This is a genomic window from Shewanella cutis, from assembly GCF_022410515.1.
Taxonomy (GTDB): domain Bacteria; phylum Pseudomonadota; class Gammaproteobacteria; order Enterobacterales; family Shewanellaceae; genus Shewanella; species Shewanella cutis.
In genome coordinates, this window is sequence record NZ_JACSDI010000019.1 from 22,416 (window position 1) to 46,352 (window position 23,937).

At 47.8% G+C, this 23,937-nt stretch carries 19 protein-coding genes; 11 read left to right on the plus strand and 8 right to left on the minus strand.

Features of this window, described 5'->3' with window-relative positions; genetic code table 11:
- Positions 1 to 22: 22 nt before the first annotated feature.
- From H9J30_RS17935 to H9J30_RS17955, 5 genes are all read left to right on the plus strand, one after another.
- Positions 23 to 2,158: a S9 family peptidase gene (locus H9J30_RS17935; RefSeq protein WP_240132249.1), complete on the plus strand. Its 2,136-nt coding sequence runs from the start codon at positions 23 to 25 to the stop codon at positions 2,156 to 2,158.
- A gap of 10 nt (positions 2,159 to 2,168) precedes the next feature.
- A complete protein-coding gene (locus H9J30_RS17940) occupies positions 2,169 to 2,612 on the plus strand; it encodes a GIY-YIG nuclease family protein (protein ID WP_240132250.1) in 444 nt (147 codons plus the stop codon).
- 266 nt (positions 2,613 to 2,878) lie between these two features.
- On the plus strand, positions 2,879 to 3,523 hold the full coding sequence (locus H9J30_RS17945; RefSeq protein WP_240132251.1) for a DUF6988 family protein: 645 nt from the start codon (positions 2,879 to 2,881) through the stop codon (positions 3,521 to 3,523).
- Positions 3,524 to 3,558: 35 nt separating this feature from the next.
- Complete coding sequence (locus H9J30_RS17950) at positions 3,559 to 4,113, plus strand: transglycosylase domain-containing protein (RefSeq protein WP_240132252.1); 555 nt, start codon at positions 3,559 to 3,561, stop codon at positions 4,111 to 4,113.
- Between the two features lie 354 nt (positions 4,114 to 4,467).
- Positions 4,468 to 4,692, plus strand: coding sequence for a hypothetical protein (locus H9J30_RS17955; RefSeq protein WP_240132253.1), 225 nt, complete (start codon positions 4,468 to 4,470; stop codon positions 4,690 to 4,692).
- Between the two features lie 624 nt (positions 4,693 to 5,316).
- Here H9J30_RS17955 and H9J30_RS17960 read toward each other — a convergent pair.
- Positions 5,317 to 6,093, minus strand: coding sequence for a DUF4097 family beta strand repeat-containing protein (locus H9J30_RS17960; protein WP_240132254.1), 777 nt, complete (start codon positions 6,091 to 6,093; stop codon positions 5,317 to 5,319).
- Positions 6,094 to 6,363: 270 nt separating this feature from the next.
- On the opposite strand from H9J30_RS17960, the gene H9J30_RS17965 reads away from it, so the two are divergent.
- Entirely contained in the window at positions 6,364 to 7,131 is a 768-nt protein-coding gene (locus tag H9J30_RS17965) for a class I SAM-dependent methyltransferase (protein WP_240132255.1), read from the plus strand.
- Positions 7,132 to 7,156: 25 nt separating this feature from the next.
- On the opposite strand, the gene H9J30_RS17970 is transcribed toward H9J30_RS17965, so the two are convergent.
- From H9J30_RS17970 to H9J30_RS17980, 3 genes are all read right to left on the minus strand, one after another.
- Entirely contained in the window at positions 7,157 to 9,205 is a 2,049-nt protein-coding gene (locus tag H9J30_RS17970) for a M14 family metallopeptidase (protein WP_240132256.1), read from the minus strand.
- A 133-nt stretch (positions 9,206 to 9,338) separates the two neighbouring features.
- Positions 9,339 to 10,463, minus strand: a complete 1,125-nt coding sequence (locus H9J30_RS17975) for an FUSC family protein (protein WP_240132257.1) — start codon at positions 10,461 to 10,463, stop codon at positions 9,339 to 9,341.
- Positions 10,464 to 10,727: 264 nt separating this feature from the next.
- The gene (locus tag H9J30_RS17980) at positions 10,728 to 11,957 is read right to left on the minus strand and encodes a dicarboxylate/amino acid:cation symporter (RefSeq protein WP_240132258.1); all 1,230 of its coding nucleotides are present in this window, start codon (positions 11,955 to 11,957) and stop codon (positions 10,728 to 10,730) included.
- Positions 11,958 to 12,434: 477 nt separating this feature from the next.
- Here H9J30_RS17980 and H9J30_RS17985 point away from each other — a divergent pair, with 477 nt between their 5' ends.
- On the plus strand, positions 12,435 to 12,788 hold the full coding sequence (locus H9J30_RS17985) for a DUF7716 domain-containing protein (RefSeq protein WP_240132259.1): 354 nt from the start codon (positions 12,435 to 12,437) through the stop codon (positions 12,786 to 12,788).
- Positions 12,789 to 12,955: 167 nt separating this feature from the next.
- Here the strand turns inward: H9J30_RS17985 and H9J30_RS17990 are convergent, their stop codons facing one another.
- The 4 genes from H9J30_RS17990 to hslR form a co-directional block, all read right to left on the minus strand.
- Complete coding sequence (locus H9J30_RS17990) at positions 12,956 to 14,515, minus strand: AbgT family transporter (RefSeq protein WP_240132260.1); 1,560 nt, start codon at positions 14,513 to 14,515, stop codon at positions 12,956 to 12,958.
- Positions 14,516 to 14,757: 242 nt separating this feature from the next.
- Complete coding sequence (locus H9J30_RS17995) at positions 14,758 to 16,299, minus strand: phosphoenolpyruvate carboxykinase (protein WP_240132261.1); 1,542 nt, start codon at positions 16,297 to 16,299, stop codon at positions 14,758 to 14,760.
- Positions 16,300 to 16,499: 200 nt separating this feature from the next.
- Positions 16,500 to 17,360 (minus strand): Hsp33 family molecular chaperone HslO, encoded by an 861-nt coding sequence (gene hslO / locus H9J30_RS18000; protein WP_240132262.1) that lies wholly within the window; start codon positions 17,358 to 17,360, stop codon positions 16,500 to 16,502.
- Between the two features lie 25 nt (positions 17,361 to 17,385).
- Positions 17,386 to 17,784: a ribosome-associated heat shock protein Hsp15 gene (gene hslR, locus H9J30_RS18005; RefSeq protein ID WP_240132263.1), complete on the minus strand. Its 399-nt coding sequence runs from the start codon at positions 17,782 to 17,784 to the stop codon at positions 17,386 to 17,388.
- A gap of 251 nt (positions 17,785 to 18,035) precedes the next feature.
- On the opposite strand from hslR, the gene gspC reads away from it, so the two are divergent.
- The 4 genes from gspC to gspF are packed head-to-tail and all read left to right on the plus strand — an operon-like array spanning position 18,036 to position 23,890.
- Entirely contained in the window at positions 18,036 to 18,962 is a 927-nt protein-coding gene (gspC, locus tag H9J30_RS18010) for a type II secretion system protein GspC (protein ID WP_240132264.1), read from the plus strand.
- Positions 18,963 to 18,986: 24 nt separating this feature from the next.
- Positions 18,987 to 21,101 (plus strand): type II secretion system secretin GspD, encoded by a 2,115-nt coding sequence (gspD, locus tag H9J30_RS18015; protein WP_240132265.1) that lies wholly within the window; start codon positions 18,987 to 18,989, stop codon positions 21,099 to 21,101.
- On the plus strand, positions 21,098 to 22,663 hold the full coding sequence (gene gspE, locus H9J30_RS18020; protein ID WP_240132266.1) for a type II secretion system ATPase GspE: 1,566 nt from the start codon (positions 21,098 to 21,100) through the stop codon (positions 22,661 to 22,663). The genes gspD and gspE overlap by 4 nt, the downstream gene beginning before the upstream one ends.
- 3 nt (positions 22,664 to 22,666) lie before the next feature.
- A complete protein-coding gene (gspF, locus tag H9J30_RS18025) occupies positions 22,667 to 23,890 on the plus strand; it encodes a type II secretion system inner membrane protein GspF (protein WP_240132267.1) in 1,224 nt (407 codons plus the stop codon).
- The last annotated feature ends 47 nt before the right edge of the window (positions 23,891 to 23,937 follow it).

A 23,937-nucleotide genomic window follows, 5' to 3' on the forward strand; every position in this document is an offset into this window, starting at 1 on the left:
TGAACGTCACAAGGACGTATACATGCGCACTCTGTTGCTTACTTTAGGTCTTGCTATGCTATTACCCGGTTGCTCCACTCAAAAAGGGCAAGTTTCTGCGCCCGTTGCGGAAAAAATCCCCCATGTGATGACCTTGCATGGCGTCACGCGCACCGATGACTACTATTGGATGCGCGACGATAAACGCCAAGATCCCAAAGTATTGGCGCATCTTAAGGCTGAGAATCGTTATACCCAAGCTTACTTTAAGCCGCTGAAGTCATTACAAGATGGGCTGTTTAACGAGCTTACTGGGCGCTTAGTGGCCGATGAGTCGAGTGTGCCGTACCAATGGCACCAGCATAGCTATTACCGCCGCTACCAAGAGGGCAGCGAATATCCGCTGATCGCCCGCAAAGGCAGTGACGGGGTTGAGCAAATGATGCTCGATGTGAATGAGCGTGCCAAGGGCCATGAGTTTTATGGTTTGGGCGGGGTTAGCGTCAGCCCAGATGAAACCATGTTGGCCTTCGGTGAAGATGTGTTAAGCCGCCGCGTGTATAACATCTACTTTAAAGATATTGAATCCGGCGCCATGATCACCGATGTGCTTGAAAACACAGAGGGTCGTATCGTTTGGGGCAATGATAATCGCCATGTGTTTTATATCGCCAAAGATCTGCAAACCCTGCTAGGCTATCGCGTGTATCGCCACGAACTCGGCACACCACAATCGAGAGATGTGTTGGTGTATGAGGAACAAGATGATGCTTATTACATCTCTCTCGGCAAGAGTTTAGATGAGTCGCAAATTGTGCTGTTCCATGAGAGCACCACAACCAGCGAAGTGTCAGTGCTGGATGCAAACGATCCTTTAAGCCTGTTCAAACCTGTACTGGCGCGGGAAGAAGGCCATGAATACAGTGTCTCTAAGCTGGGTGACAGTTATTACATTCTCACCAACTGGCAGGCGACTAACTTCCGTTTGATGAAAGTGGCGATTAAGGATGCCGCCGATAAATCTAAATGGCAGGAAGTGGTTGCTCACAATCCCAATGCGCGGCTTGAAGATGAGCTGGTGCTAAAGGATTACCTGATTATTCAAACCCGTGAAAATGGCCTGACACGGATTAAAGTGATGCCATTCAATGGCCAAAAGCCCTTTGAGCTGAGTTTTGATGAGCCCGCCTATGTGCTGGGTTTAGATGTTAATGCCCAGCAAGATAGCAATAAGTTACGGGTTTTCTACTCCAGCTTGACTACGCCCGAGACGATTTATGAGTACCACTTAAGTAATCCTGATAGACGCGATCTGCTAAAGCAGGAACAAGTGCTCGGCGGCTTCGATGCCAGCCAATACCGCGCCGAACGTTTATTTGTCACCGCCCGCGATAGCGCTAAGGTTCCAGTGTCCTTGGTGTATCGTAAGGATAAGTTCAAGAAAGACGGCACCAACCCTCTGTACCAATATGGTTATGGTTCCTATGGTTACACTGTTGAGCCTGACTTTTCTTCATCGGTGATCAGTCTGCTCGACCGCGGCTTTGTGTATGCCATTGCCCATGTGCGCGGCGGTGAAATGCTCGGCCGCCCTTGGTACGATGCGGGCAAGTTGCTGAATAAAAAGAATAGCTTTTATGACTTTATTGATGTCACCACGGCCTTAACCGAGCAAGGTTATGGCGATAAAAATAAGGTGGTAGCCTCGGGCGGCAGTGCTGGTGGGCTGCTAATGGGCGCGATTGCCAATATGGCGCCTGAAAAGTACTTTGCCATTGCAGCGCACGTGCCCTTTGTGGATGTGGTGACGACTATGCTCGATGAGTCGATTCCGCTGACTACCAATGAGTACGATGAATGGGGTAATCCAAACGACAAGACCTATTTCGACTATATGCTCAGCTACTCGCCCTATGACAATGTTGCCGACCATGAGTATCCCCATCTATTGGTGACCACAGGTTTGCATGATTCACAGGTGCAGTATTTCGAGCCTGCTAAATGGGTAGCAAAACTGCGCGAAGTGCAAAATAAATGGTACAAACTGGACGATAAGGTGTTGTTATTCCACGTCGATATGGATGCCGGCCACGGTGGCAAGAGTGGCCGTTATCGCCAGTACCAAGATACAGCGCAGGAATATGCCTTCTTCTTAAGTCTGCTCGGCATGACTAAGTAGGCGCCAACGGGTGACCGATTTAGTGATTGAAGCCGCTAATTCAACTCCCTCGGCTAGCCCCAAAAAAGGGGCTAGCCAAACTCAAGCTGTTAACAAAGCTCAGCTTTCTAGTAAGTCAGAAGCGCTAGGTGCTGAGCAAGCTGTGACTTCGGAGCAAGGCGTAACGTCAGAGAGAGAACAAGTCTCGATCTGGTATCTGTATCTCATCCGCTGCGCCAATGGCCACTTGTACACTGGCATCACCACGGATGTCGCACGCCGCTTTAACGAACATCAATCAAGCAGCCCAAAAGCAGCAAAGTACCTGCGTGGCAAAGGGCCATTAACCCTGATGTATCAAGAAGTCATCGGCAGTCACGGGGATGCGCTAAGGCGTGAAATCGCGGTTAAAAAGTTAAGCCGCAGTCAAAAGCTGGCGTTGATTGAATCAGCTGTTGAGCATAGCGCTCAATAAAAGAGTTAATACTATGGTTTACTCGTAAAATGATTAAGCACTGTCATTTCAGTGACACGCAGCAAGTACGTCCTTGTATGCTCGACGGCGGCATCCATGCCGCCAACGGTCACTTACATGCCAGTGCTTAATCCCGTTAACCACTGAGTATTTTTTTGCCCTACCTGCCCCAATTCTGTTGTTTCACCGCAGAGTTTAACAGTGGGTGCCTCGATAAACTTTGTTCAACTAAATACAGATAGTTAACTTTTAGAAGGTTAGTGATTATGAAACTTCTTCCCCATTACATAGAAATGCTGAGCTTTATAGAAGATGAAATAGTTAAAGTTCGGATCACGACTTCTAAAAGTGGAATAAAAGCGGCAGCAACTTTATTGGTTACAACTGTTGATCACGCTCAAGGCATCAGGTTTTTACTGGAAAGAACGGCATACCCCTCTGCTTCTGCCTTAATGCGAGTTTTATTTGAGACCTATATTCGTGCTATGTGGCTATGGAAGTGTGCGGATGACAACCAAGTAGACTCGTTTATAAATAAGGACAAAGTTATCTCTAAAGATGGTAAGACAATCTATTTTAAAGATCTAGTTAAAGCCGTTGAGCATGCCCACAATTTCCCCGAATACCTGTCTAAAATACAGGGAAATACATGGGAAGGGTTAAATAGTCTTACTCATGGCGGTGCCATTCAGCTTCATAGAAACTTTGATGGTAAAACTATTCAGCACTGCTACGATGAGGAGTTAATAAATGAATTGATTGAGTTTTCAACGATATTAGCTTGTATGGCGTTCGCTGGAATAATGGATCTTTGCGCTCACAAAAATGGAGCGGAAGTTTCAGAAAAGTTATTTCAGCTGGTTGAGCCGTGGGCTCTTAATAAGTTAAACAAGTCTGACACAGAATTATGAACAGCCTCTTAGAAAGATTTATTTGAGGAGCCACAATGAGACTGAACCTTAAAATTTCTTCTTGGGTGATTGTAATTATTGTGGTGCTGCCGCTAATAAGTTTTGCAATTTATGATCTTTTTTACTTTCAGCCTCACCGTGTAGAAATAACTCGACTTATCCAAGTTGCTACTCCAGAAGAATCAGAGCCTCCAGCCATGATTGTTCAGCTAGCTCGGATATCCACTGACGAGAATCTTGATTGGCTTGCTGCAAGGTTAATTATTGATAATTTAAATATCCGCCATGAAACCGAATCAATGACTTATTGGCATCTTAAGTCATTTCTGTGGCTGCAGTTGGTCAGGATTCACCTTACAGAGCAAGAGCAATTAACTCTTTATTTGGCGCAAGTGCATACTGGCAAAGATTCAAAGGGCTTTTCCTACGCATCATATGCACTTTTCAATAAGCCTTTATCGGAATTAAATGTGGAAGAGGCGGCCACAATAGCAGCCCTTCCATATGCTCCTAATATCTTTGCAAAACATCCAGATCTACTCACAAAACGCCGTGAATATTTGCTTTCTAAGTTGGATAAAAGCTTCTAGTCTGCTGTGCTGTTGAGCGGAAATATCAGTTTAAATGAGACACCCATTGTTAAATTTTTTTACGGGAATGGCTATAGCTGGCAAAACTCTTGTGGAATTAACAGCCTGCACAGAGAATAAGAGCTGAGCCAACCAAAATAAGTGTGTCAATTAAACAGAATAGTTGCATGATGAACCCCTGCTTTGTGGAGCAAGCCTTGGTTGCTGGATTTAAATCAATGGCTAAATCCTAACCATTTATGCGGACGTACTGCTCTAAAAAGCAAGATAAATCTTAAGGTAATGGGTACGACAAACGCGATCCAATACCAGCAGAAATGAAATTAACAAACTCTTTGGGAATATGGTAAGTTTATGAAAATTAATGAATTATTTTTTGAAGATGATGAAGCAGTTATGTATGTTAATCATTTATTTGATGCAAGTGACTTGGATGATTATATGCGCGGATTTCATAACATATCGATATCTATGAGAGATGAAACTTTAAACGGTCAAGAAGTAGTAAAGGTTTACTTTGGTGATCTCGTAGATGCTAATAAATTGAAGTTGGCATTAGATGAATACTTTAGTAGCTGAAAAGAAAAGGTAGGAGGGTTTATCGAGACACCATTGTTAAATTTTCTTACGGGAATGGTAGACTTGGAAAATTCTTGTGGGGTTAACAGCCAGCATCGAGAAAGCGTCATGATAGGTATTACTCGTCTATCAATGGTTGCACCTAATCAAGCATTGTTGCGCCAGTGACCTTCTAAAACAGGGATTTTTTAGTAGAGCCTACTGGGACGCGATTTTTTAAAAATGAGTACGGCGAGTCAATGGTGTAGCTCATATAAGAGTGTGCGAAAGCCTGCGGCAGGCAATTAGGAAATACGATAGCCAGAAGCCATGATGCCGCCAATTAGCCCCTCTAACCTTTACCGAAACTACTGGTTTACCGAGACACTTATCGCGACATTTTGCTTAGAAAATTAAATAGGTAAAACGTTACCAAAGGTTTACCTGAATTGAGCCTGAGAAAGTCTCAGACACAAAAAAAGATGCCACTACAAGGGGTTAGTGGCATAAAGTGCATAAGAATGTCCATGGAACGGTAACGCTAAAAGGGTGGGTAGAAGACTGACATTTTGGTTGGGAACCGTTGCAACATCAGCCTCTACGCCGGGAAGAGGGTTGAGTGGTAACGCTATTGATTTAACGGGCTTAGAGTTTGCTTACTGGGCCATCGATTTTATCGAAGCTCACATCCCCTGAACCTGCTGAGAGAATGGTTAAGCCCTTAGTGTTCACCACATTGATATTGCCTGAGCCATCGTTAATGGTGACTGTGCTTTGCACATTAGCGACTTCAATTTCGCCTGAACCATCATCAATGGTGATGCTGCCTTTAATATCATTGATTTGAATGTCACCAGAGCCATCAATAATCGCGAGGTTGCCGTTTACTTGGCTGACTTCAATTGCGCCCGAACCATCATCGATACTGACATGGTTGCCGCCATGGATAGCCAGTTCGCCAGAACCATCCTGAAGCTTGATATCTGCAGTCGTCTTATTGATAAACACAGCACCCGAGCCATCGACAATCTCCAGCGCTAATCCGGCAGGCACCTGTAGCTTCAAATCGATATAAGGCGAGTAATTGCTAATGCGAGTGTTAGACTCAAAATCCGCCTTGAGCTTGGCTTGATTAGCATGTTTCTCAAGGGTTAGCAGCATTTTGCTATCGTCATGGCTATAGATATCAGCAACCAGCTTAATTTGGGTTAGGCCTTCGACACCGATAATCTCGAGACTGCCTGCGCCCGTTTCGGCGACCAGAGTTTGCACATCTTCTGCATCCAGTGTCAGCTCTCGCTGCTGGTGATCTAACTCCAGCATTCCGGCGGCATTTACATTGATTATGCAGCCAGTGAGTGACACGCCAACCGTAAAGACGGCGATAAATCCGAGGGTGAAGATAAAAGGGCGTAGTGACATTGTATTCTTCCTTGTTATCGATACTCGACAACTGACTGAGCGGCGCACTGATAGCGATTTCGTTTATGTAAATCGTAATAGCACATCCTATGCCAGTTTTAAAATTCATTAATAATCAATATGGTATTGCAGGAGTGTCCGTTAATGTTTGAGCGGACATGTCCGCAAAATGAGTGATTTGCCCACTGATTAGTGAAATTGCTCATTTATTAGGTTAGTGTGAGCCCCATAAATCCCACTTTATTCAAAGCCCTGCTAGAAAGGATTCATATGGATTACTTAATGACCAATAAAATCGCCTGGGATGCCCGCACACGGGTGCATTTAACCTCTGATTTTTATGATGTTGAAGGCTTTTTGAGTGGCAAAACATCCTTAACGGAAATCGAGCTTAACGAGCTTGCGGTGGCGGGCAAAAGTCTACTGCATCTGCAATGTCATTTTGGTTTAGATACTCTGTCGTGGGCGCGAATGGGCGCAAAAGTCATTGGGGTCGATTTATCTGAAGTGGCGATTGCTGAGGCGCGCAAGTTGGCGCAGCAGGCGCAGTTGTCCGCCGAGTTTATTTGTAGCGATGTCTACAGCGTGGCAGGCAAGGTTGAGCCGCAGGATATTGTCTTTACCTCCTATGGCGCGATTGTTTGGCTGCCGGATTTAACGCTCTGGGCGCAGACCATTGCGGCTTGTTTAAAGCCCGGCGGACAGTTTTACATGGCCGAGTTTCATCCGGCGCAGCAGCTATTTGATGGGTATAGCTATTTTAATCGCGGTGAGCCAGATATTGAGCAGGAAGGGACCTATACCGAGAATGCCGGTGATGATCTGCAAACCTTAATGTGCTGGTCGCATAGTTTGTCTGAAGTGATCAATGCGTTATTGCAGGCGGGCTTAGTGTTGGAGTGTTTCCATGAATTTGATTTTAGCCCCTATAACTGTTTCGAAGGGCTAGAGGCGCAAGCCGATGGCCGTTATGTGCTAACACACCAAGGGCAGCATGTGCCCTTAGTGTATAGCATCAGCGCGCGTAAGCCTGCTTAAGTCTTGCCGTTTTTAATGGCTAAGATTAACGGCTACGGTAGACCGGATACGTAAGATATTGATTATCGTAGTAAGGGCTGCGCTCATAGAACCAGCGTAAGCGTGCCTCTGGATCAGCGGCAAACTCTGGGTTTTCCAGCGCTTTATTAAATTCCGCCTGCAGCTTTGGATCTTCCTTAAGCATCTTGGCGGCCAGCGGCTCTACTGCATAGTCCTCAATATATTCTGTACGGGTAAAAATAGGGTTAAAGAAGCCCCATTGCAGCAGTGAATCCGGTGATTGTGGCTCAAGCAGTAAAATTGCTAGATCGCCTAAGGGTTGATCTGTACTGATTTTGACTGTGCCCGCGGGCAAGGTGGTGGTCAGTTTCGCCAGTGTCGAGTCGGCCTTAACCGTGAGTCGTCCCTCGAATGCCTTGGTATTAAACACCGGATTGCTCAGGCTGTATTGCTGCAATTTAAGCTCGGTCGGTTTGCTTAAGCGCGTTAGACGAATGCCGTGCAGCGTTAAGCGGTCAATCACTTGCGTCCACTCTGCGGGGATATAATAGGCGCTCGGGCGAGTGACTTTAATATCGGGCACAGTTTCGGCCATCACAGGTAAATTGGGGTACAGCTTAGGCTCGCCCGTCCAACGTACAACGTCGGTGCCGCTAATCGGACTTTTCTCAAGCTTGTAATCTATGCCTTTAAAATCCCAACCCTTAGCCAGCGGCGCCGATTTCCAAGTGAGCGTGATCAGTGGTGAGGCGCGGTATTTATCCTCTTGAATCGCACTCTTTAATTTTGTGGCTTGGTCGCCAACGGTTTTCAGGGTTTGCTCTAGCAGCACATAGGTGCCAAGCACCCGTTGTTTAAAGGGTTTTAAGCTGTGGTTTTCAATCAAAATAGTGGGTAGATGGCGGGCATCACCATAACCATTGGAGAAGCGTGGGCTAGGGTTCCACAGTGACATGCCCTTGGTGATATCTGCGTTATCCGCAGCGAAAATCAGCGGACCTGGAATATGGCCTTGGGCGCTTAGCGCGGCTTCGACCGCTGGGCGGTAGCTATTTTCGAGCCAGCGAAAGCTCGCGGGACTCAAGCCTTGGGCGAGGTTGTAACCAAAGGTAATGTCATACTGGTAATCGATGCCGTCGGTGACATGCACATCAAGATATAAGTCTGGTTGCCACACATTAATAGCCTGCAGCATATGCTGCATTTCTAAGGTGTCGGCCTTGGCGTAGTCGCGGTTAAGGTTGAGGTTATTGGCATTGGTTCGCCAGCCCATATTCACTGGACCACGTTGGTTGACACGATTAAATTCGCCGCTGCGCTCATGGGCATCGACGCTAAATATTGGCACAAACAACAGGTTGGCTTTTTCGAGCAGCTCGCTTTTGTCGCCTTTAACCATATCCCGCAGCAGCATCATGCCTGCATCTTTACCGTCGATTTCACCCGCATGGATACCGGCTTGCACCAGAATTGTCGGCTTAGTGTTTTGCTTTAGCCGTGCCGATTCGTTAATGCCTTCACTGCTGGCGACATACATCCAAATATCGCGACCTTGAGGGCTCTTGCCGAGGCTGACTTTTTGCAATTTAGTAGTTTCGGCTGCCAGTCTATCGAGCCATGCGATGGTATCGTCATAGCTTGGGCTTTCAAGCCCATTGCTTTGCTCGAAGGGGGTTGCCCATTCGTGGTCTGCACTGAGTAACAAGGCTTCGCTAGCACCGTGCCAAGTGATGCTTGGCGGGAGAATAGCATCATTAACAAAGGTATTGGCGCGCGTCGGTGTTGCGGCGACATTCGCTGCGGCGTCAGTGGTGGCTTCAGAAGATGATTCAACTATGGCTGATGTTGCGTTGCTATTGGCGTTGGCTTCAACTACTGCGGCTTGTACAGCTTCGGTGTTGGCGACTTCAGCGTTAGCAACTTGAGTTTTAGTTGCCTCAATCTTAGCGGCTTCAGTGTTCGCTATTTCGGCGTTAGTCGCAGCAGCATTTGCGGCTAAGGCTAACTGGGGAGCCAAAAATGAACCCGCAGATAAGCAGGCGATTGCGACAACGGAAAGGGAAAACAAACGCATGAAAAGAGTCCATATATCGAATTTTTATTAGGGCGGTATCTTTTCATTAAACCCCCAGCCAGCGCAAGGGCTGCCAAGGGTTTATCTTGGTTCGCGGCTATGGTGGTTGGCCGCAATTCCCCGTCGTCACGGCCTATGCACGCTTGGCTGTTTTGTGTAACACGGTTTGTCCGTTATAGGCGGCTTCGATAATCTCGATATCGGCATAAAGCGCTTCGACGGCGATGGCGAGTTGATAGATAAGCCAGCCGTACCCCGTGAGGGCAAATCCTTGCGCTACCTCGTTTACCACAGAGATTGAGGCGTACTCTGGCGTGGGTGTTGCCAAGGTGAGTTGTAATCTGTGTTGTAACTCTTGCTCTAATGCATTTGGCAGTGTGGGCAATGTGGCGGTTTTACCTGCAACAAATTCGCCAAGGCGTTGCAGATATGCGGTGAGCTCGGCGGCGACGTTATTAATTTGGTGATAAGCCTCTTTGTCGGCCTCCTGCCAGCGACTTAAGGGCAGGAGTTCGAGCAGGGTGATCAGCCGCACCTGTTTATTGACTAATTCCGCCAGCAGCACTTTGTGCTTTTTTAGGGTTTGGCTTTCCCACTCGAGGGAGAAAAACAGCTTCTTCTGGGTTAATACGGCTTTCATGGCCGCTTCGAGATCGGCACGAAAATCTAAATCATGGTTGGCGGGCGCCTGTAAATGCTGGGTGAGCACTTTGGCCATACTATTGATGGCATTGGCGAGCTGACTACGCCAATCGTGTTTAGCTTTAATCGGGAAGATAAATAGCGACACCAAAATGGCGATCACACAGCCAAGCAAAATATTGGCCGTGCGCCACAGCGCCTCAGAGGTATCATGGCTGGCATCGCCAACAACGATAATAATGGTGAATCCTGCCACCAGATAGGCGTAGCTATAACGTCCCGCCGAGATAAAACAGATCAGCGTTACCCCTAAAATCAACAAGCCCATAATTAACCAATAGCTGTCGATAGTGGCCACTAACATCACGCCGTAAGCCGAACCTAAACAGGTACCTACCGCCCGTTGCAGCGACTTTTCAATGGCACCGCCCACCTGTGGCAGACTCATCATAATGATTACAATCGTCACCATGCTCCAAATAAAATGCGGCGGTGACCAAATGGCGTTAATGGTGACGGCAATCAGCAGGGCGAGGCCGAGTTTAAGGGCATGAATGGCACGGAAATGACGATAGATAAAGTCGGCAAAAGGGCTTGCAGGGGCAAAAACGGACATAATGCAACACTCCTTTGGACTGATGGTAGCCAAGCCATTATCGCAGAAAGGCATTGTGCTCGTGTGGCTCGGCGGATAAAGAAATTCGAATTGCGAGGCCGCGCCGTTTGAGCTTAGCCCAAGGCGTCGCCAAGATCACATTAATTTGCATTAAGTGATACAAAATCAGTGGGATAAAGTGCGGTATCTCGAAGATTAAGCCATAAAAAAAGGCCTGAATAAGCAAGCCTATTCAAGCCCAGATACACTCGCGTATTGACTCTATTAGTTCGAGTTTGGCTCTGCGGTATATTTATCCATAATCACGGCGCAGGCGGCATCACCTGTGATGTTGAGCGCGGTGCGGATCATGTCAAACACCCGGTCGAGGGCGAATAACAGCGGTAAACCGTCAATCGGAATACCGGCGGCCAGTAGCACAGCGACCACTAAAAATGATGGACCGGGCACACCCGCTTGGCCAATGGCGCCTAAGGTGGAGGTAAAGATAATCGCGGCATAGGCGGTCATTGAGAGGTCAATGTTGTACATTTGCGCGAAGAACATGGCGACTAAACCATAGTAAATCGCGTTGCCGCTCATATTGATGGTGGCACCTAAAGGCAGCACAAAGGCGGTGGTTGCCTTAGAAACCTTAAGATCTTCTTCGCAGGTTTCCATATTCACCGGCAGCGTGGCCATGGATGAAGCCGTTGACAGTGCCATCACCTGAGGTTTTTTCATTGCCGAAATAAATTGGCGTGCCGATACCTTAGAAAACAGCTGTACCACTAAGGGGAAGAACACAAAACCGTAGATCAGAATCGCGGCCACAAACACGGCAAACAGCTTAAACACCACTTCTAAGGCATCAAAACCGAAGGTGCCGACGGAATCGGCCATCAAACCAAACACACCGATAGGAGCAATCATCATCACGCAGTTGATCATCCACACAAAGGCGTCAACGACGGTATTTAACGCCGCCATGATGGGCTTAGCGCCATCGCCTTTGACCTTGGTCAGCGCGATCCCGAAAAATATACTAAACACCAGTATTTGCAGGATATTTCCACCGTTCAGTGATTCGAACACATTGGTTGGGATCATGCCAATAAAGGTGTCCATGACCCCTGGCAGAGCGCCATGCTCGGCGGTCACTTCCATCAGGCCGCTACTGCTATGGGCGGTAAAGTCGACCCCTGCGCCGGGGGTAAACACCTTGCCCATCACTAATGCCAAGGCCACGGCAATCCCTGAGGTCACAATAAAGAAGCCAAAAGTGCCCACGCCTATCTTACCCGCCGAGGGGCTATCACCTAAGCTGGCGGCGCCGCTGATGATAGACACCAGTACCAGTGGGATCACTAGCATTTTGATTAAATGGATAAAGATGGTACCCAGCGGTGCGAAGATACTCGCGCTTTCACCCATCATAAAACCCACGAGTGCGCCAATAATCATGGCAATCACGACTTGCACACCAATGTTGCCTAATAAACTCTTGTTCTTCATTCTTGCGAAACTCCCCGGTTAGCGCGGCATTTGGTGTCTTAAGACTCGAAAGGCTGCTCTTGGTTTTAGCATTAAAAGCTCAGCCCCGACACATTTTTTGGGCGCTTAAGGTACCACAGTTGGCATCACTGGGTTTGTGAAACATCATCAACCTTGGTTTTAAAATAACCAAAATCTAAATAACGATAAGGCTAAGTGAGGAATATTTAAAAATGCACATCATAAAATGATTTTTGTTTAATTATGGTTTGGGTTTTGTCCATCAAATTGATGAATTGTGATTTTGGCTTTGTTGGGCAGACACATTATTTCGTACTCTTAGGGGCTGGTTAAAAAGCTACAGTGCTTTCTATCTGCAGTTTACCCTTTGCAAGCAGAACGAATGTCCAGAGATTGATTGCTAACGTAGACCCAATTCTGTCAAAGCAAAGGAATCGTATTGCATTTGTGTATGACAAACCCCACGCAGAGGAATTTATGAATATCACTTCATTCTTTGGCCAGCCCGAATCGTTACTGTGCTGGATTGGCAAGTGTATCGAGCAACCAGGACTAAGTTATTGGCTAGTTTATCAAGATCTTGCAGAAGGCGAATCCCTACAACTGACCACATTACTTTTCCCGATAGTGGCTGATAGGGATCTCTCGGATGACGAAATCGATGCCTTTGAGGATGGTTTAGGCCGTAGTGACTATGGTTATCTGCTAAACACAGATCAAATCGAGGACGTGATTGATAATCTTAAGCAGCAAAAAGCTCAGCCCAGCGATCAGGAACTGCTTGAAGCTATTATCTTTTACTATGAGCGAGATGCGTTTATTGATATTTAAGTATTTGGATTTAAATGTTTTTTGTTATTTGAAATCAGATAAAATGCCGACGGTTGACGTCGGCATTGGCGTTTAAGGCGAGGTGATAAGCGGCGCAGGTGAGGTATCGAATGCCTGTTTTTTTATGAATTCAATTTCGCAAGCACTCTGCATACCTCTTTTACGCCCTAAGGCATTGCTGGGAAAGTGAATGAGCTACCGATACCCAATGGCAGGCCTATTGCCCAATATGCCAATAAGAAACCGCTCCAAAGCAGTATAAAACTGATTGAAAACGGCAGCATCAGCGCTACTAAGGTGCCAATACCTGACTCCTTAACGTATTTTTGGCAAAACACCACTATCAGCGGAAAATAAGGCATCAGCGGGGTAATGATATTGGTCGATGAGTCGCCCACGCGGTAAGCGGCTTGAGTCAAATCGGGCGATACGCCCAGTTCCATTAACATGGGTACCATAATGGCACCAATCAAGGCCCATTTAGCCGACGCCGAGCCGACTAATAGATTGACGAACGCGGTGAGAAACACAATCCCCACCAAAGTCACACCCATCGGAAGGGCCAATTCTTTCAACGCTAACGCGCCTTTAATCGCCATTAATGCGCCTAAATTGGATTGACCAAACGCATAAATAAACTGAGCGCAGAAGAAGGCCATAACGATGTAATAACCCATACCACTCATGGACTTACTCATGCCTTGGATAATGGCTCTGTGGTTATTCGCCGTGCCTGCAACATAGCCATAGACTATGCCGGGCACGAGGAAGAACACAAAAATAATCGCCACAATGGAGCGCATTAAGGGAGCCGAGGCACTGGTTAATGCGCCGTCAGTAGCGCGCCAAGCAGAGTTGTCACCATAGGCGGTGAATACCAATCCTAATGCACACAACAACATGGATAGCATGGCAAATCTGAGTCCGCGGCGCTCATGGGGTTGCAGCTCATCAAGCGTAGGTAGCGTGCTAGGATCGCCATTCACCGCAGTGTTTTTTAGGCGCGGCTCAATCACTTTATCCGTTAAGAACCAGCCAACTAAGATAATTAACACGGCAGAAGCTGACGTAAAGAAGATATTATTCAGTGGGTTAATCGTTAATGTTGCGGAAGCTGGGTCGGCCGATAATCTTGCCGCTGCCTGTGTTAAGCCCGCTAACATAGGGTCAAGGCTCGATGGCACACCCACTGTTGCAGAAAAACCACCGGATACCCCCGCGAACGCCGCAGCAATACCGGCTAGGGGATGACGACCCGCTGCATAGAAGATCACAGCGCCGAGTGGGATAACCAGTACATAACCCGCATCAACCGCGACATGGCTAAGAATACCCACGGCGATCAGTACTGGAGTGAGAAGCATCTTGGGCGTAACCGATAAAATTGACCGCAGCCCTGCATTAATAAAGCCAGTATGCTCAGCAACACCAAGGCCGAGCATGGCAACCAGCACGACACCGAGCGGCGGGAAAGTCACAAAGGTTGAGACAAGTGTTGAAGTAAAGGCGGTTAATGCGCCGCCTTCGAGCATATTGACGACTTGAATTGGGTTACCCGTTCGGGGATCGATTTCATCAAAACTGACGCCCGATAACCCCCAAGAGATCAGCCAGACCAAGCCTAGAAATAGTGCAAATAATACCGCCGGATCGGGGAGTTTATTGCCTACGGTTTCGACGCCATTGAGAAATCGCTGGAATCCAGTGACAGGTTTATGATTTTCCATAATGAGTGTCGCTTCCTAAAAATGATGATTGTTATGGGTGATTATAAAAACGCAGCATTAATTTAAGCTTGGTTTAACTAATCGATAAGAAATAAAACACATAAAAATCTACCGCAGCGACGTTAGTGCGGGTTAGTTACAAAATCTACAGACAAATAAAAAGCGCGTGTTCATCACTGAATCCGCGCTTTTTTACTCAACAATGTGTTTGGTTACATTATCTGAATGAATCCGCTATGCGCTTATGCCTTTGGGCCGGCGTTACGGATAGCATCTGACACTTGGTACTTAGCGAAGTTTTTAGTGAAAGCTGCGGCCAGTTTTTGGGCGTATTCGGCATACAGTGCCTTATCGCTCCAAGTGTTCACTGGGTTGAGTAGGTTAGTGTCTACACCCGGTACCGCCACTGGCACGGCCAGATTCAGCGTCTCTAAGTGTACGGTTTCAACATCTTTCAACTCACCGCTGACAATCGCATCGACAATGGCGCGCGTCGTTGGAATGTCGAAACGTTTACCAATACCGTGTGGGCCGCCAGTCCAGCCAGTGTTCACTAAGTACACTTGGCTACCGAATGACTCGATACGCTTCATCAGCAGCTCTGCATACACGCCCGCAGGACGTGGGAAGAAAGGCGCGCCGAAGCAGGTAGAGAAGGTGGACTGAATCGCAGAAGTTGAACCGATTTCAGTCGAACCGACTTTAGCTGTGTAGCCAGAGAGGAAGTGGTAAGCCGCTTGCTCTTTGCTCAGGATAGAAACCGGTGGTAATACGCCAGACACGTCGCAGGTTAAGAACACCACAGCGTGTGGCTCGGCGCCACGGTTGTCTTCTTTACGCTGAGCGATATGCTCGAGTGGGTAAGCCGCACGGGTGTTTTCCGTCAGGCTGCTGTCTTTGTAGTTAGGCACGCGGTGCTCGTCCATTACCACGTTTTCCAGCACAGTACCGAAGCGAATCGCATCCCAAATCACAGGCTCGTTCTTTTGGCTCAGGTCGATACACTTGGCGTAGCAACCGCCTTCGATGTTGAATACGCCGCCCGGTGCCCAGCCGTGCTCATCGTCACCGATCAGGAAGCGTTTTGGATCAGCAGACAGGGTGGTTTTACCCGTGCCTGACAGACCGAAGAATAGGGTAGTGTCGCCGTCTTTACCTACGTTAGCCGAGCAGTGCATTGGCAATACGCCTTGGGCTGGCAGCAGGAAGTTTTGTACAGAGAACATCGACTTCTTCATTTCGCCAGCGTATTTCAGGCCCGCTAGCAACACTTTGCGCTCGGCAAAGTTTAAGATCACCGCCGCATCTGAATTGGTACCATCACGCTCAGGAACACAGACGAAGTCTGGCGCGTTGATGATTTGCCATACAGGCTTGTCTTGACGGTTAAATTCTTCTGGGATGATAAAAAGGTTGCGGGCGAACAGTTGGTGCCAAGCGTATTGAGTCGTCACGCGCACTGGCTGGTAATGTTCTGGATCTGCACCGACTTCGAGGTCAGATACAAACAACTCTTTATCGGCGAGGAATGCTTCTACGCGCGCCCATAATCCTTCAAAAGCACCGGGTTCAAATGCTTGGTTGACGGGTCCCCATTCGATATCAGCCGCTGAACCGGGTTCTTTAACAATAAAACGATCGCCAGGAGAGCGACCTGTACGGGTACCGGTTTTGGCAACCAGTGCACCATTGGCGGTTAATTCACCTTCGCCGCGTAGCAGGGCAAATTCGACCAGTTGTGCTGTTGAGGGGTTGTAATGAACGCGGTTTAATCCATCCGCCATAGTGAGGTCTCCATTGACTTGTATTTGTAAGGTTATTTTTTTATCGATCGTCTGCCGATTTTGCTTTTATTTATCGCCCGAGGCGTGCTAGGGGACAAAGTGTGCCGATTGTATCCTATCCACGGCTAAAGTGTGAGCTGGATCATTGAGGCGGTACAAAAAAGGGCACCAGAGGTGCCCTTCTAACAGTAAACGATTACTTACTGCTGAGTATTTGAAGCTGTGCCATTGGCATAAATTGATGCGATATCAATACCATCGAATACGTACTTGGCATTGCAGTATTCACAACCCATTTCGACTTTACCGTCTTCCGCAAGAATGGCTTCCACTTCGGCTTGATCAATCGTTTTAATGGCGGCTGCACTGCGCTCGCGTGAGCAAGTGCATTTAAAGCTGACTTCGATGGGATCAAACAGACGTACTTCTTCTTGGTGATAGAGGCGGTGTAATACGTCCTGTGCTTCTAGCGTAAATAACTCTTGTGCTTTAATGGTGGCGGTTAACTGAGATAAATGCTCAAAGTCGGCATTGTGATCTTCTTGGCTAGGTAAAATTTGCAAGAACATGCCTGCCGCTTGTTTACCGTCGGCAAATAACCACAGTGCAGTAGGTAATTGCTCTGATTGGTTAAAGTAGTCTTCAACACAGGCAGCTAAGGTTGGCTTGTCGAGGGCGACCACACCTTGGTAACGCTCGCCTTCATCGGGCGTTAGGGTGATAACCATATAACCTTGACCAAAGAGATCGGCAAGGCTGGCATTGTCGGCCAACTCGCCATCCCAGCGTGCTATGCCACGAAGCTGCTGCAGATTGTTGCCATTGATTACCGCCAGCGATACAGGACCATTACCTTGCAACTGCACGCTAATATCACCGCTAAATTTTAGGGTAGCGGTTAATAAAGAGGTTGCCGCCAGTAATTCGCCCAGCAGGATTTGCAGCACGGGAGGATAGGCATGTGAACCAATTACCTGTTGATAGCAGTTTTGCAATTGTACAAGCTCACCACGCACATCGGCATTATCGAACAGGTAGCGGTGTAAAATATCTTGGGTCATCTTGTGTCTCACTGTTAGGTAACTTTTAGAATTCTTTAAAACGGATAAGCTCTCGTCGCTGTTTTTTATCCGGTTTGCGGTCTGGCGCAGGATTATTCAGTATGTTTAATCGTCTGGCTTCGGCGTTTAGCGCGCGTTTAGCGGCGCTGGCGGCCGTTTCTTCGTACAATTCCTGCGCGATTGATGCACTTTGGCGCACTTCAGATAATTTTTTTATGACGATCTCTTTATCGTCATAACCTTGTCGTATTTTAAGGACGGCACCTATCTCAGCATTCTTACTAGATTTGGTGCGCGCACCGTTGTAATGTACTTTGCCGCCGTTGATCATTTCTTTGGCTATGGCTCGGGTTTTATAAAAACGTGCGGCCCATAACCATTTATCGAGTCGAACGCTGCCACTGTCGTCTGAACTTTGTGTCATAGTGTCTCCAAGATAAAAGATCGATGAGTTCACATGCTGAGTAATAAAATGCCTAAGTCGCATTGCCATTATGTTAAAGGGTGGTGCGCTTCACACCCTTTTTAGGCGGGCAAAGTTAGCATAAATGGCCGATTTTCGCCAATTGCAATACTGTTATGGGGTTGTTGCCAAATGCGGCCTAGGTTAGCATGTGGCGAACATTATAATTTTTATAATCAGAACAGAGACCTGTATTGAGGGTCCACATAAATATGGATTTATTAGATAAAGTTATCGCAAAAGCTGCAGGTATTCCGCATAAGCCATTGAGCCAAGTCGTTTTCTGGTGTGGTTTTATCCTAAGTATACTCTTAGCTGCGCAAATTACATGGAAGCTCGTACCTACCTCATCTTCTCCTACGGCTTGGTCTCCTTCAGCGGTGACTACGACGGGTAAAGGGGCTGGGCAAATCGATCTCGATGGATTACAGCAACTTGCGCTTTTTGGTCGAGCCGACGCTAAGGCGGACAAACCTAAAGCCGAAGTGGTTGAAACCGTCACCGATGCACCTAAAACCTCCTTATCTATCCAACTGACGGGTGTTGTGGCATCCACCGCCGATCAAAAAGGTTTGGCGATTATCGAATCCAGTGGCAGCCAAGAAACCTACAGCTTGGGCGATAAAATTAAGGGGACTTCCGCCTCGTTAAAGGAAGTCTATGCTGACCGCATTATCATTACCAACGCGGGTCGCTATGAGACCCTGATGCTTGATGGTTTGGTTTACACCAGCCAAAGTCCTGCGAATCAGCAATTACAAAAGGCCAAGAGCGGAAAACCTGAAGTCGTTAGCCGAGTAGATCAACGCAAGAATGCTGAAATCTCCCAAGAGCTGGCCGAATCCCGCAGTGAACTCTTAGCCGATCCCAGCAAAATCACCGACTACATTGCGATTTCACCCGTTAGGCAGGGAGAAACCGTTGCCGGGTATCGCCTCAATCCAGGCAAAGATGCGAACCTATTTAAGCAAGCGGGTTTTAAGCCCAATGACCTTGCAAAATCGATTAATGGATACGACCTGACCGTAATGAGTCAGGCGTTAGAAATGATGAGCCAATTACCTGAATTAACTGAAGTTTCTATTATGGTTGAACGGGAAGGACAATTGGTTGAAATCATGTTTAGTTTGCCGCAATAACACGCGTTAGGGGAAAGAAAAATAATGAATAACAAACGGATTCGACGCAAACTGATTGCTGGAGTTGTGGCGGGCGCCACCATGCTGACCTCGCAATTTGTTTGGTCTGAACAATATGCGGCCAACTTTAAGGGCACAGATATTCAAGAATTTATCAATATTGTTGGTAAAAACCTGAATAAAACCATCATTGTTGACCCAACAATTCGCGGCAAGATCAACGTGCGCAGTTACGATCTGCTTAACGATGAGCAGTATTACCAATTCTTCCTCAACGTGCTGCAAGTGTACGGTTATGCCATCGTCGAGATGGAAAACAACGTCATCAAGGTTATCAAAGACAAAGATGCGAAAACCGCGGCGATTCGTGTTGCTAATGACAACGATCCTGGTCTGGGTGATGAAATGGTTACCCGTATCGTGGCGCTGTATAACACTGAGGCTAAGCAATTAGCGCCGTTATTACGTCAGTTAAACGATAACGCCGGTGGTGGTAACGTTGTTAACTACGACCCTTCAAACGTGCTGATGCTGTCAGGTCGCGCTGCGGTCGTAAACAAGCTAGTGGAAATCATTCGCCGAGTCGATAAACAGGGCGATACCTCTGTACAAGTGGTGCCGCTCGAATATGCCTCTGCCGGTGAAATGGTGCGAATTATTGATACTCTTTACCGCGCAACAGCTAACCAATCGCAGCTTCCCGGCCAAGCGCCAAAAGTGGTGGCCGATGAGCGGATTAACGCAGTGGTGGTCAGTGGTGACGAAAAGAGCCGCCAACGAGTGGTTGAGTTGATCCACCGTCTCGATGCTGAGCAAGCCAGCACCGGCAATACCAAGGTACGTTATTTACGTTATGCCAAGGCGGAAGACTTAGTCGAAGTGCTAACTGGTTTCGCTCAAAAGTTGGAGGGCGAAAAAGATCCGAGCGCTCAAGCGGGTGGTGGCAGCAAACGCCGCAATGAAATCAATATCATGGCCCACACCGACACCAACGCGTTAGTGATCAGTGCCGAGCCAGATCAAATGCGCACCATTGAGAGCGTCATCAATCAACTCGATATTCGTCGTGCTCAGGTACTTGTAGAAGCCATTATCGTAGAAGTCGCCGAAGGCGATAACGTGGGCTTTGGGGTGCAATGGGCCGCAAAAGCCGGTGGTGGTACTCAGTTCAATAACTTAGGCCCAACCATTGGTGAGATTGGCGCGGGTATTTGGCAAGCGCAAGATAAAGAAGGTACCTACATTACCAACCCGAGCACGGGTGAGGTGATTGGCCAAAACCCTAAAACCAAAGGTGATGTGACCCTATTGGCGCAGGCCTTAGGTAAAGTGAATGGTATGGCGTGGGGCGTCGCCATGGGTGACTTTGGTGCCTTAGTACAAGCTGTGTCGGCTGATACCAATTCAAACGTACTGGCAACACCTTCGATTACCACTTTAGATAACCAAGAAGCGTCTTTCATTGTCGGTGATGAAGTGCCTATTCTGACAGGCTCTACCGCCAGCTCAAACAACAGTAACCCATTCCAAACCGTTGAGCGTAAAGAGGTTGGGGTGAAGTTAAAAGTGGTGCCACAGATTAACGAAGGCAACGCGGTTAAACTCGCCATTGAGCAGGAAGTCTCCGGCGTGAACGGTAACACAGGGGTGGATATTTCCTTCGCAACTCGTCGGTTAACCACCACAGTGATGGCCGATTCGGGTCAAATCGTGGTACTCGGTGGTTTGATTAACGAAGAAGTCCAAGAAAGTATCCAGAAAGTGCCATTCCTTGGTGATATTCCGGTACTTGGACACTTATTCAAATCCTCTTCCAGTAAGAAGACCAAGAAAAACCTGATGATCTTTATCAAGCCCACCATTATCCGTGATGGTGTGACGATGGAGGGGATCGCGGGACGCAAATATAACTATTTCAGAGCGTTGCAGCTTGAACAGCAAGAGCGTGGTGTCAATCTAATGCCAGATACTAAAGTGCCGGTTTTAGATGAGTGGAACCAGTCTGAGTACTTGCCACCGGAAGTGAACGATATTTTAGAGCGTTACAAAGAAGGCAAAGGGCTAGAGACTCAGATGCGTAAAACTGACCCGACCCTCAAGTCGTTGGATGAAAACAAAAACAAAGATAAAACACAATGAGTGAAATACAAGTATCCCAAGTCGAGGATTTAAGCTTAGTTTCCAATGAACTAGGTCTTGAAGCCGAAGGTGATGAGGTATTTCGCTCCAGCAGCAAAGAGCGTTTACCTTTTGCCTTTGCCCATCGCCATCAGGTGATTTTAGCCTATGGCGATGATGGTGCCTTGAAGCTGTTTTATACCGCCCATACCCCATTAGCGGCGATGCTAGAGGCACGCCGCTATTCAGGGGTGGATTTGCCTTTGGTGTTGCTCGAACCGAATAAGTTTGAGGTCAAACTCACTCAGGCATACCAAGCTAATTCCTCCGAAGCGCAGCAGCTGATGGAAGATATTGGCAATGAGATGGATTTATTCACCCTCGCTGAAGAGTTACCACAAACCGAAGACCTGCTCGAAGGTGATGATGATGCCCCGATCATTAAGCTGATTAACGCGCTGTTATCTGAGGCGATTAAAGAAGAAGCCTCGGATATTCATATCGAAACCTATGAGAAGCAACTGGTTGTACGATTCCGCATCGACGGCGTGCTCAAAGAAGTGCTCAAGCCAAACCGTAAACTGTCATCTTTATTGGTGTCGCGGATTAAGGTGATGGCACGCCTCGATATCGCCGAGAAGCGTGTTCCTCAAGATGGTCGCATTTCGTTGCGGATTGCGGGCCGCGCGGTGGATGTGCGGGTATCGACCATGCCATCGAGCCACGGTGAGCGGGTAGTGCTGCGTTTGCTCGATAAAAACGCCGGTAATCTGGATTTAAAACAACTGGGTATGACGGACAGTATTCGAGCCAAGTTCGATGAGCTTATTCGCCGTCCCCACGGCATTATCTTGGTAACTGGTCCTACGGGTTCGGGTAAGAGTACCACGCTGTATGCCGGGCTTACAGAGATTAACTCTAAAGATACCAATATCTTAACCGTTGAAGACCCCATCGAATATGAATTAGAAGGCATTGGCCAAACTCAAGTTAACACTAAGGCGGATATGACCTTCGCCCGTGGTCTACGGGCGATTTTGCGTCAAGACCCCGATGTGGTGATGATTGGGGAAATCCGTGACCTTGAAACTGCCCAAATTGCAGTGCAGGCATCTTTGACCGGCCACTTAGTGATTTCGACTCTCCACACCAACACCGCTTCGGGCGCGATTACCCGTTTGCAGGATATGGGCGTAGAGCCTTTCTTAGTCTCATCAAGTTTGCTCGGGGTATTGGCACAACGTTTAATCCGTACCCTCTGTCCAAAATGTAAGACAGAGCATGTGCCCGATGAGCGTGAACGTGAGCTGCTGGGTATTACTGCAGATGATCATCGGCATATTTATCGCGCCAACGGTTGTAAAGCCTGTGGCAATAGCGGTTACCGTGGTCGTACGGGCATCCACGAGCTATTGCTGGTTGATGATAATGTACGCGAGCTTATTCACGGTGGCCGTGGCGAACTGGCGATTGAGAAATATATCCGTCAATCGGTGCCAAGTATCCGCCACGATGGTATGAGCAAGGTGCTCTCAGGTATCACCACTCTGGAAGAAGTCCTAAGGGTGACCCGCGAGGAGTAAGCTATGCCAGCATTTGAATATAAGGCGCTGGACGCCAAGGGAAAGCAGCTTAAAGGCGTGATCGAGGCGGATACCGCTAGACACGCCCGCAGCCAGCTGCGCGATCAACGCTTGATGCCGCTAGACATTCTGCCGGTCACCGAAAAAGAAGCCAAGGCTAAGAGCGGTGGTTTTGCTTTGTTTAAGCGGGGAATTTCGGTCGCTGAACTCGCGCTGATCACCCGTCAAATAGCTACCTTAGTGGCAGCGGGTTTGCCGATTGAGGAATCCCTTAAAGCGGTTGGGCAACAGTGTGAGAAGGACCGTCTGGCCAGTATGATCATGGCGGTGCGCTCACGCGTAGTTGAAGGCTATAGTCTGGCCGATTCCTTGGCTGAATTTCCGCATATTTTCGATGACTTATACCGCGCCATGGTGGCCTCGGGGGAAAAATCCGGTCACTTGGAAGTGGTACTTAACCGTTTAGCCGATTACACCGAACGTCGCCAGCAGCTTAAATCTAAACTGCAACAGGCGATGATCTACCCCATTATGCTGACGCTGGTCGCCATTGGCGTGGTGTCTGTGTTGCTAGCGGCTGTGGTGCCTAAAGTAGTTGGGCAATTTGAACATATGGGCGCCGAGTTACCCGCCACCACCCGCTTTTTAATTGCAGCCTCTGACTTCGTACAAAGCTATGGGCTGCTTGTGGTATTGATTTTGGGTATTCTGCTGGTAGTGTTCCAGCGTCTACTCAAGTCACCGATTTTCAAGATGAAATACCATACATTTTTGCTGAAAATGCCGGTGATTGGCCGAGTAAGTAAAGGACTCAATACTGCGCGTTTTGCGCGTACCTTGAGTATTTTATCCGCCAGTTCGGTGCCTTTGTTGGACGGGATGCGCATTGCCAGTGAAGTGTTGCAAAATATGCGGGTGCGGGCGGCGGTGGATGATGCCACGGCGCGCGTGCGGGAAGGAACTAGCTTAAGCACTGCGTTGACTAACACTAAGCTGTTTCCGGCGATGATGTTATATATGATTGCCTCAGGGGAAAAGAGTGGTCAGCTCGAAGATATGCTTGAGCGCGCTGCAGATAACCAAGATCGAGAGTTTGAGAGTAATGTTACGCTCGCCCTCGGCGTATTCGAACCCATGTTAGTGGTGAGCATGGCGGGGGTTGTACTCTTTATCGTGATGGCCATTCTGCAACCTATCTTGGCACTGAACAATTTGATTAGTGGCTAGTTTTTGAATTTATGGGATGTTGCCTCTCAGTAATAATACCGAGAATG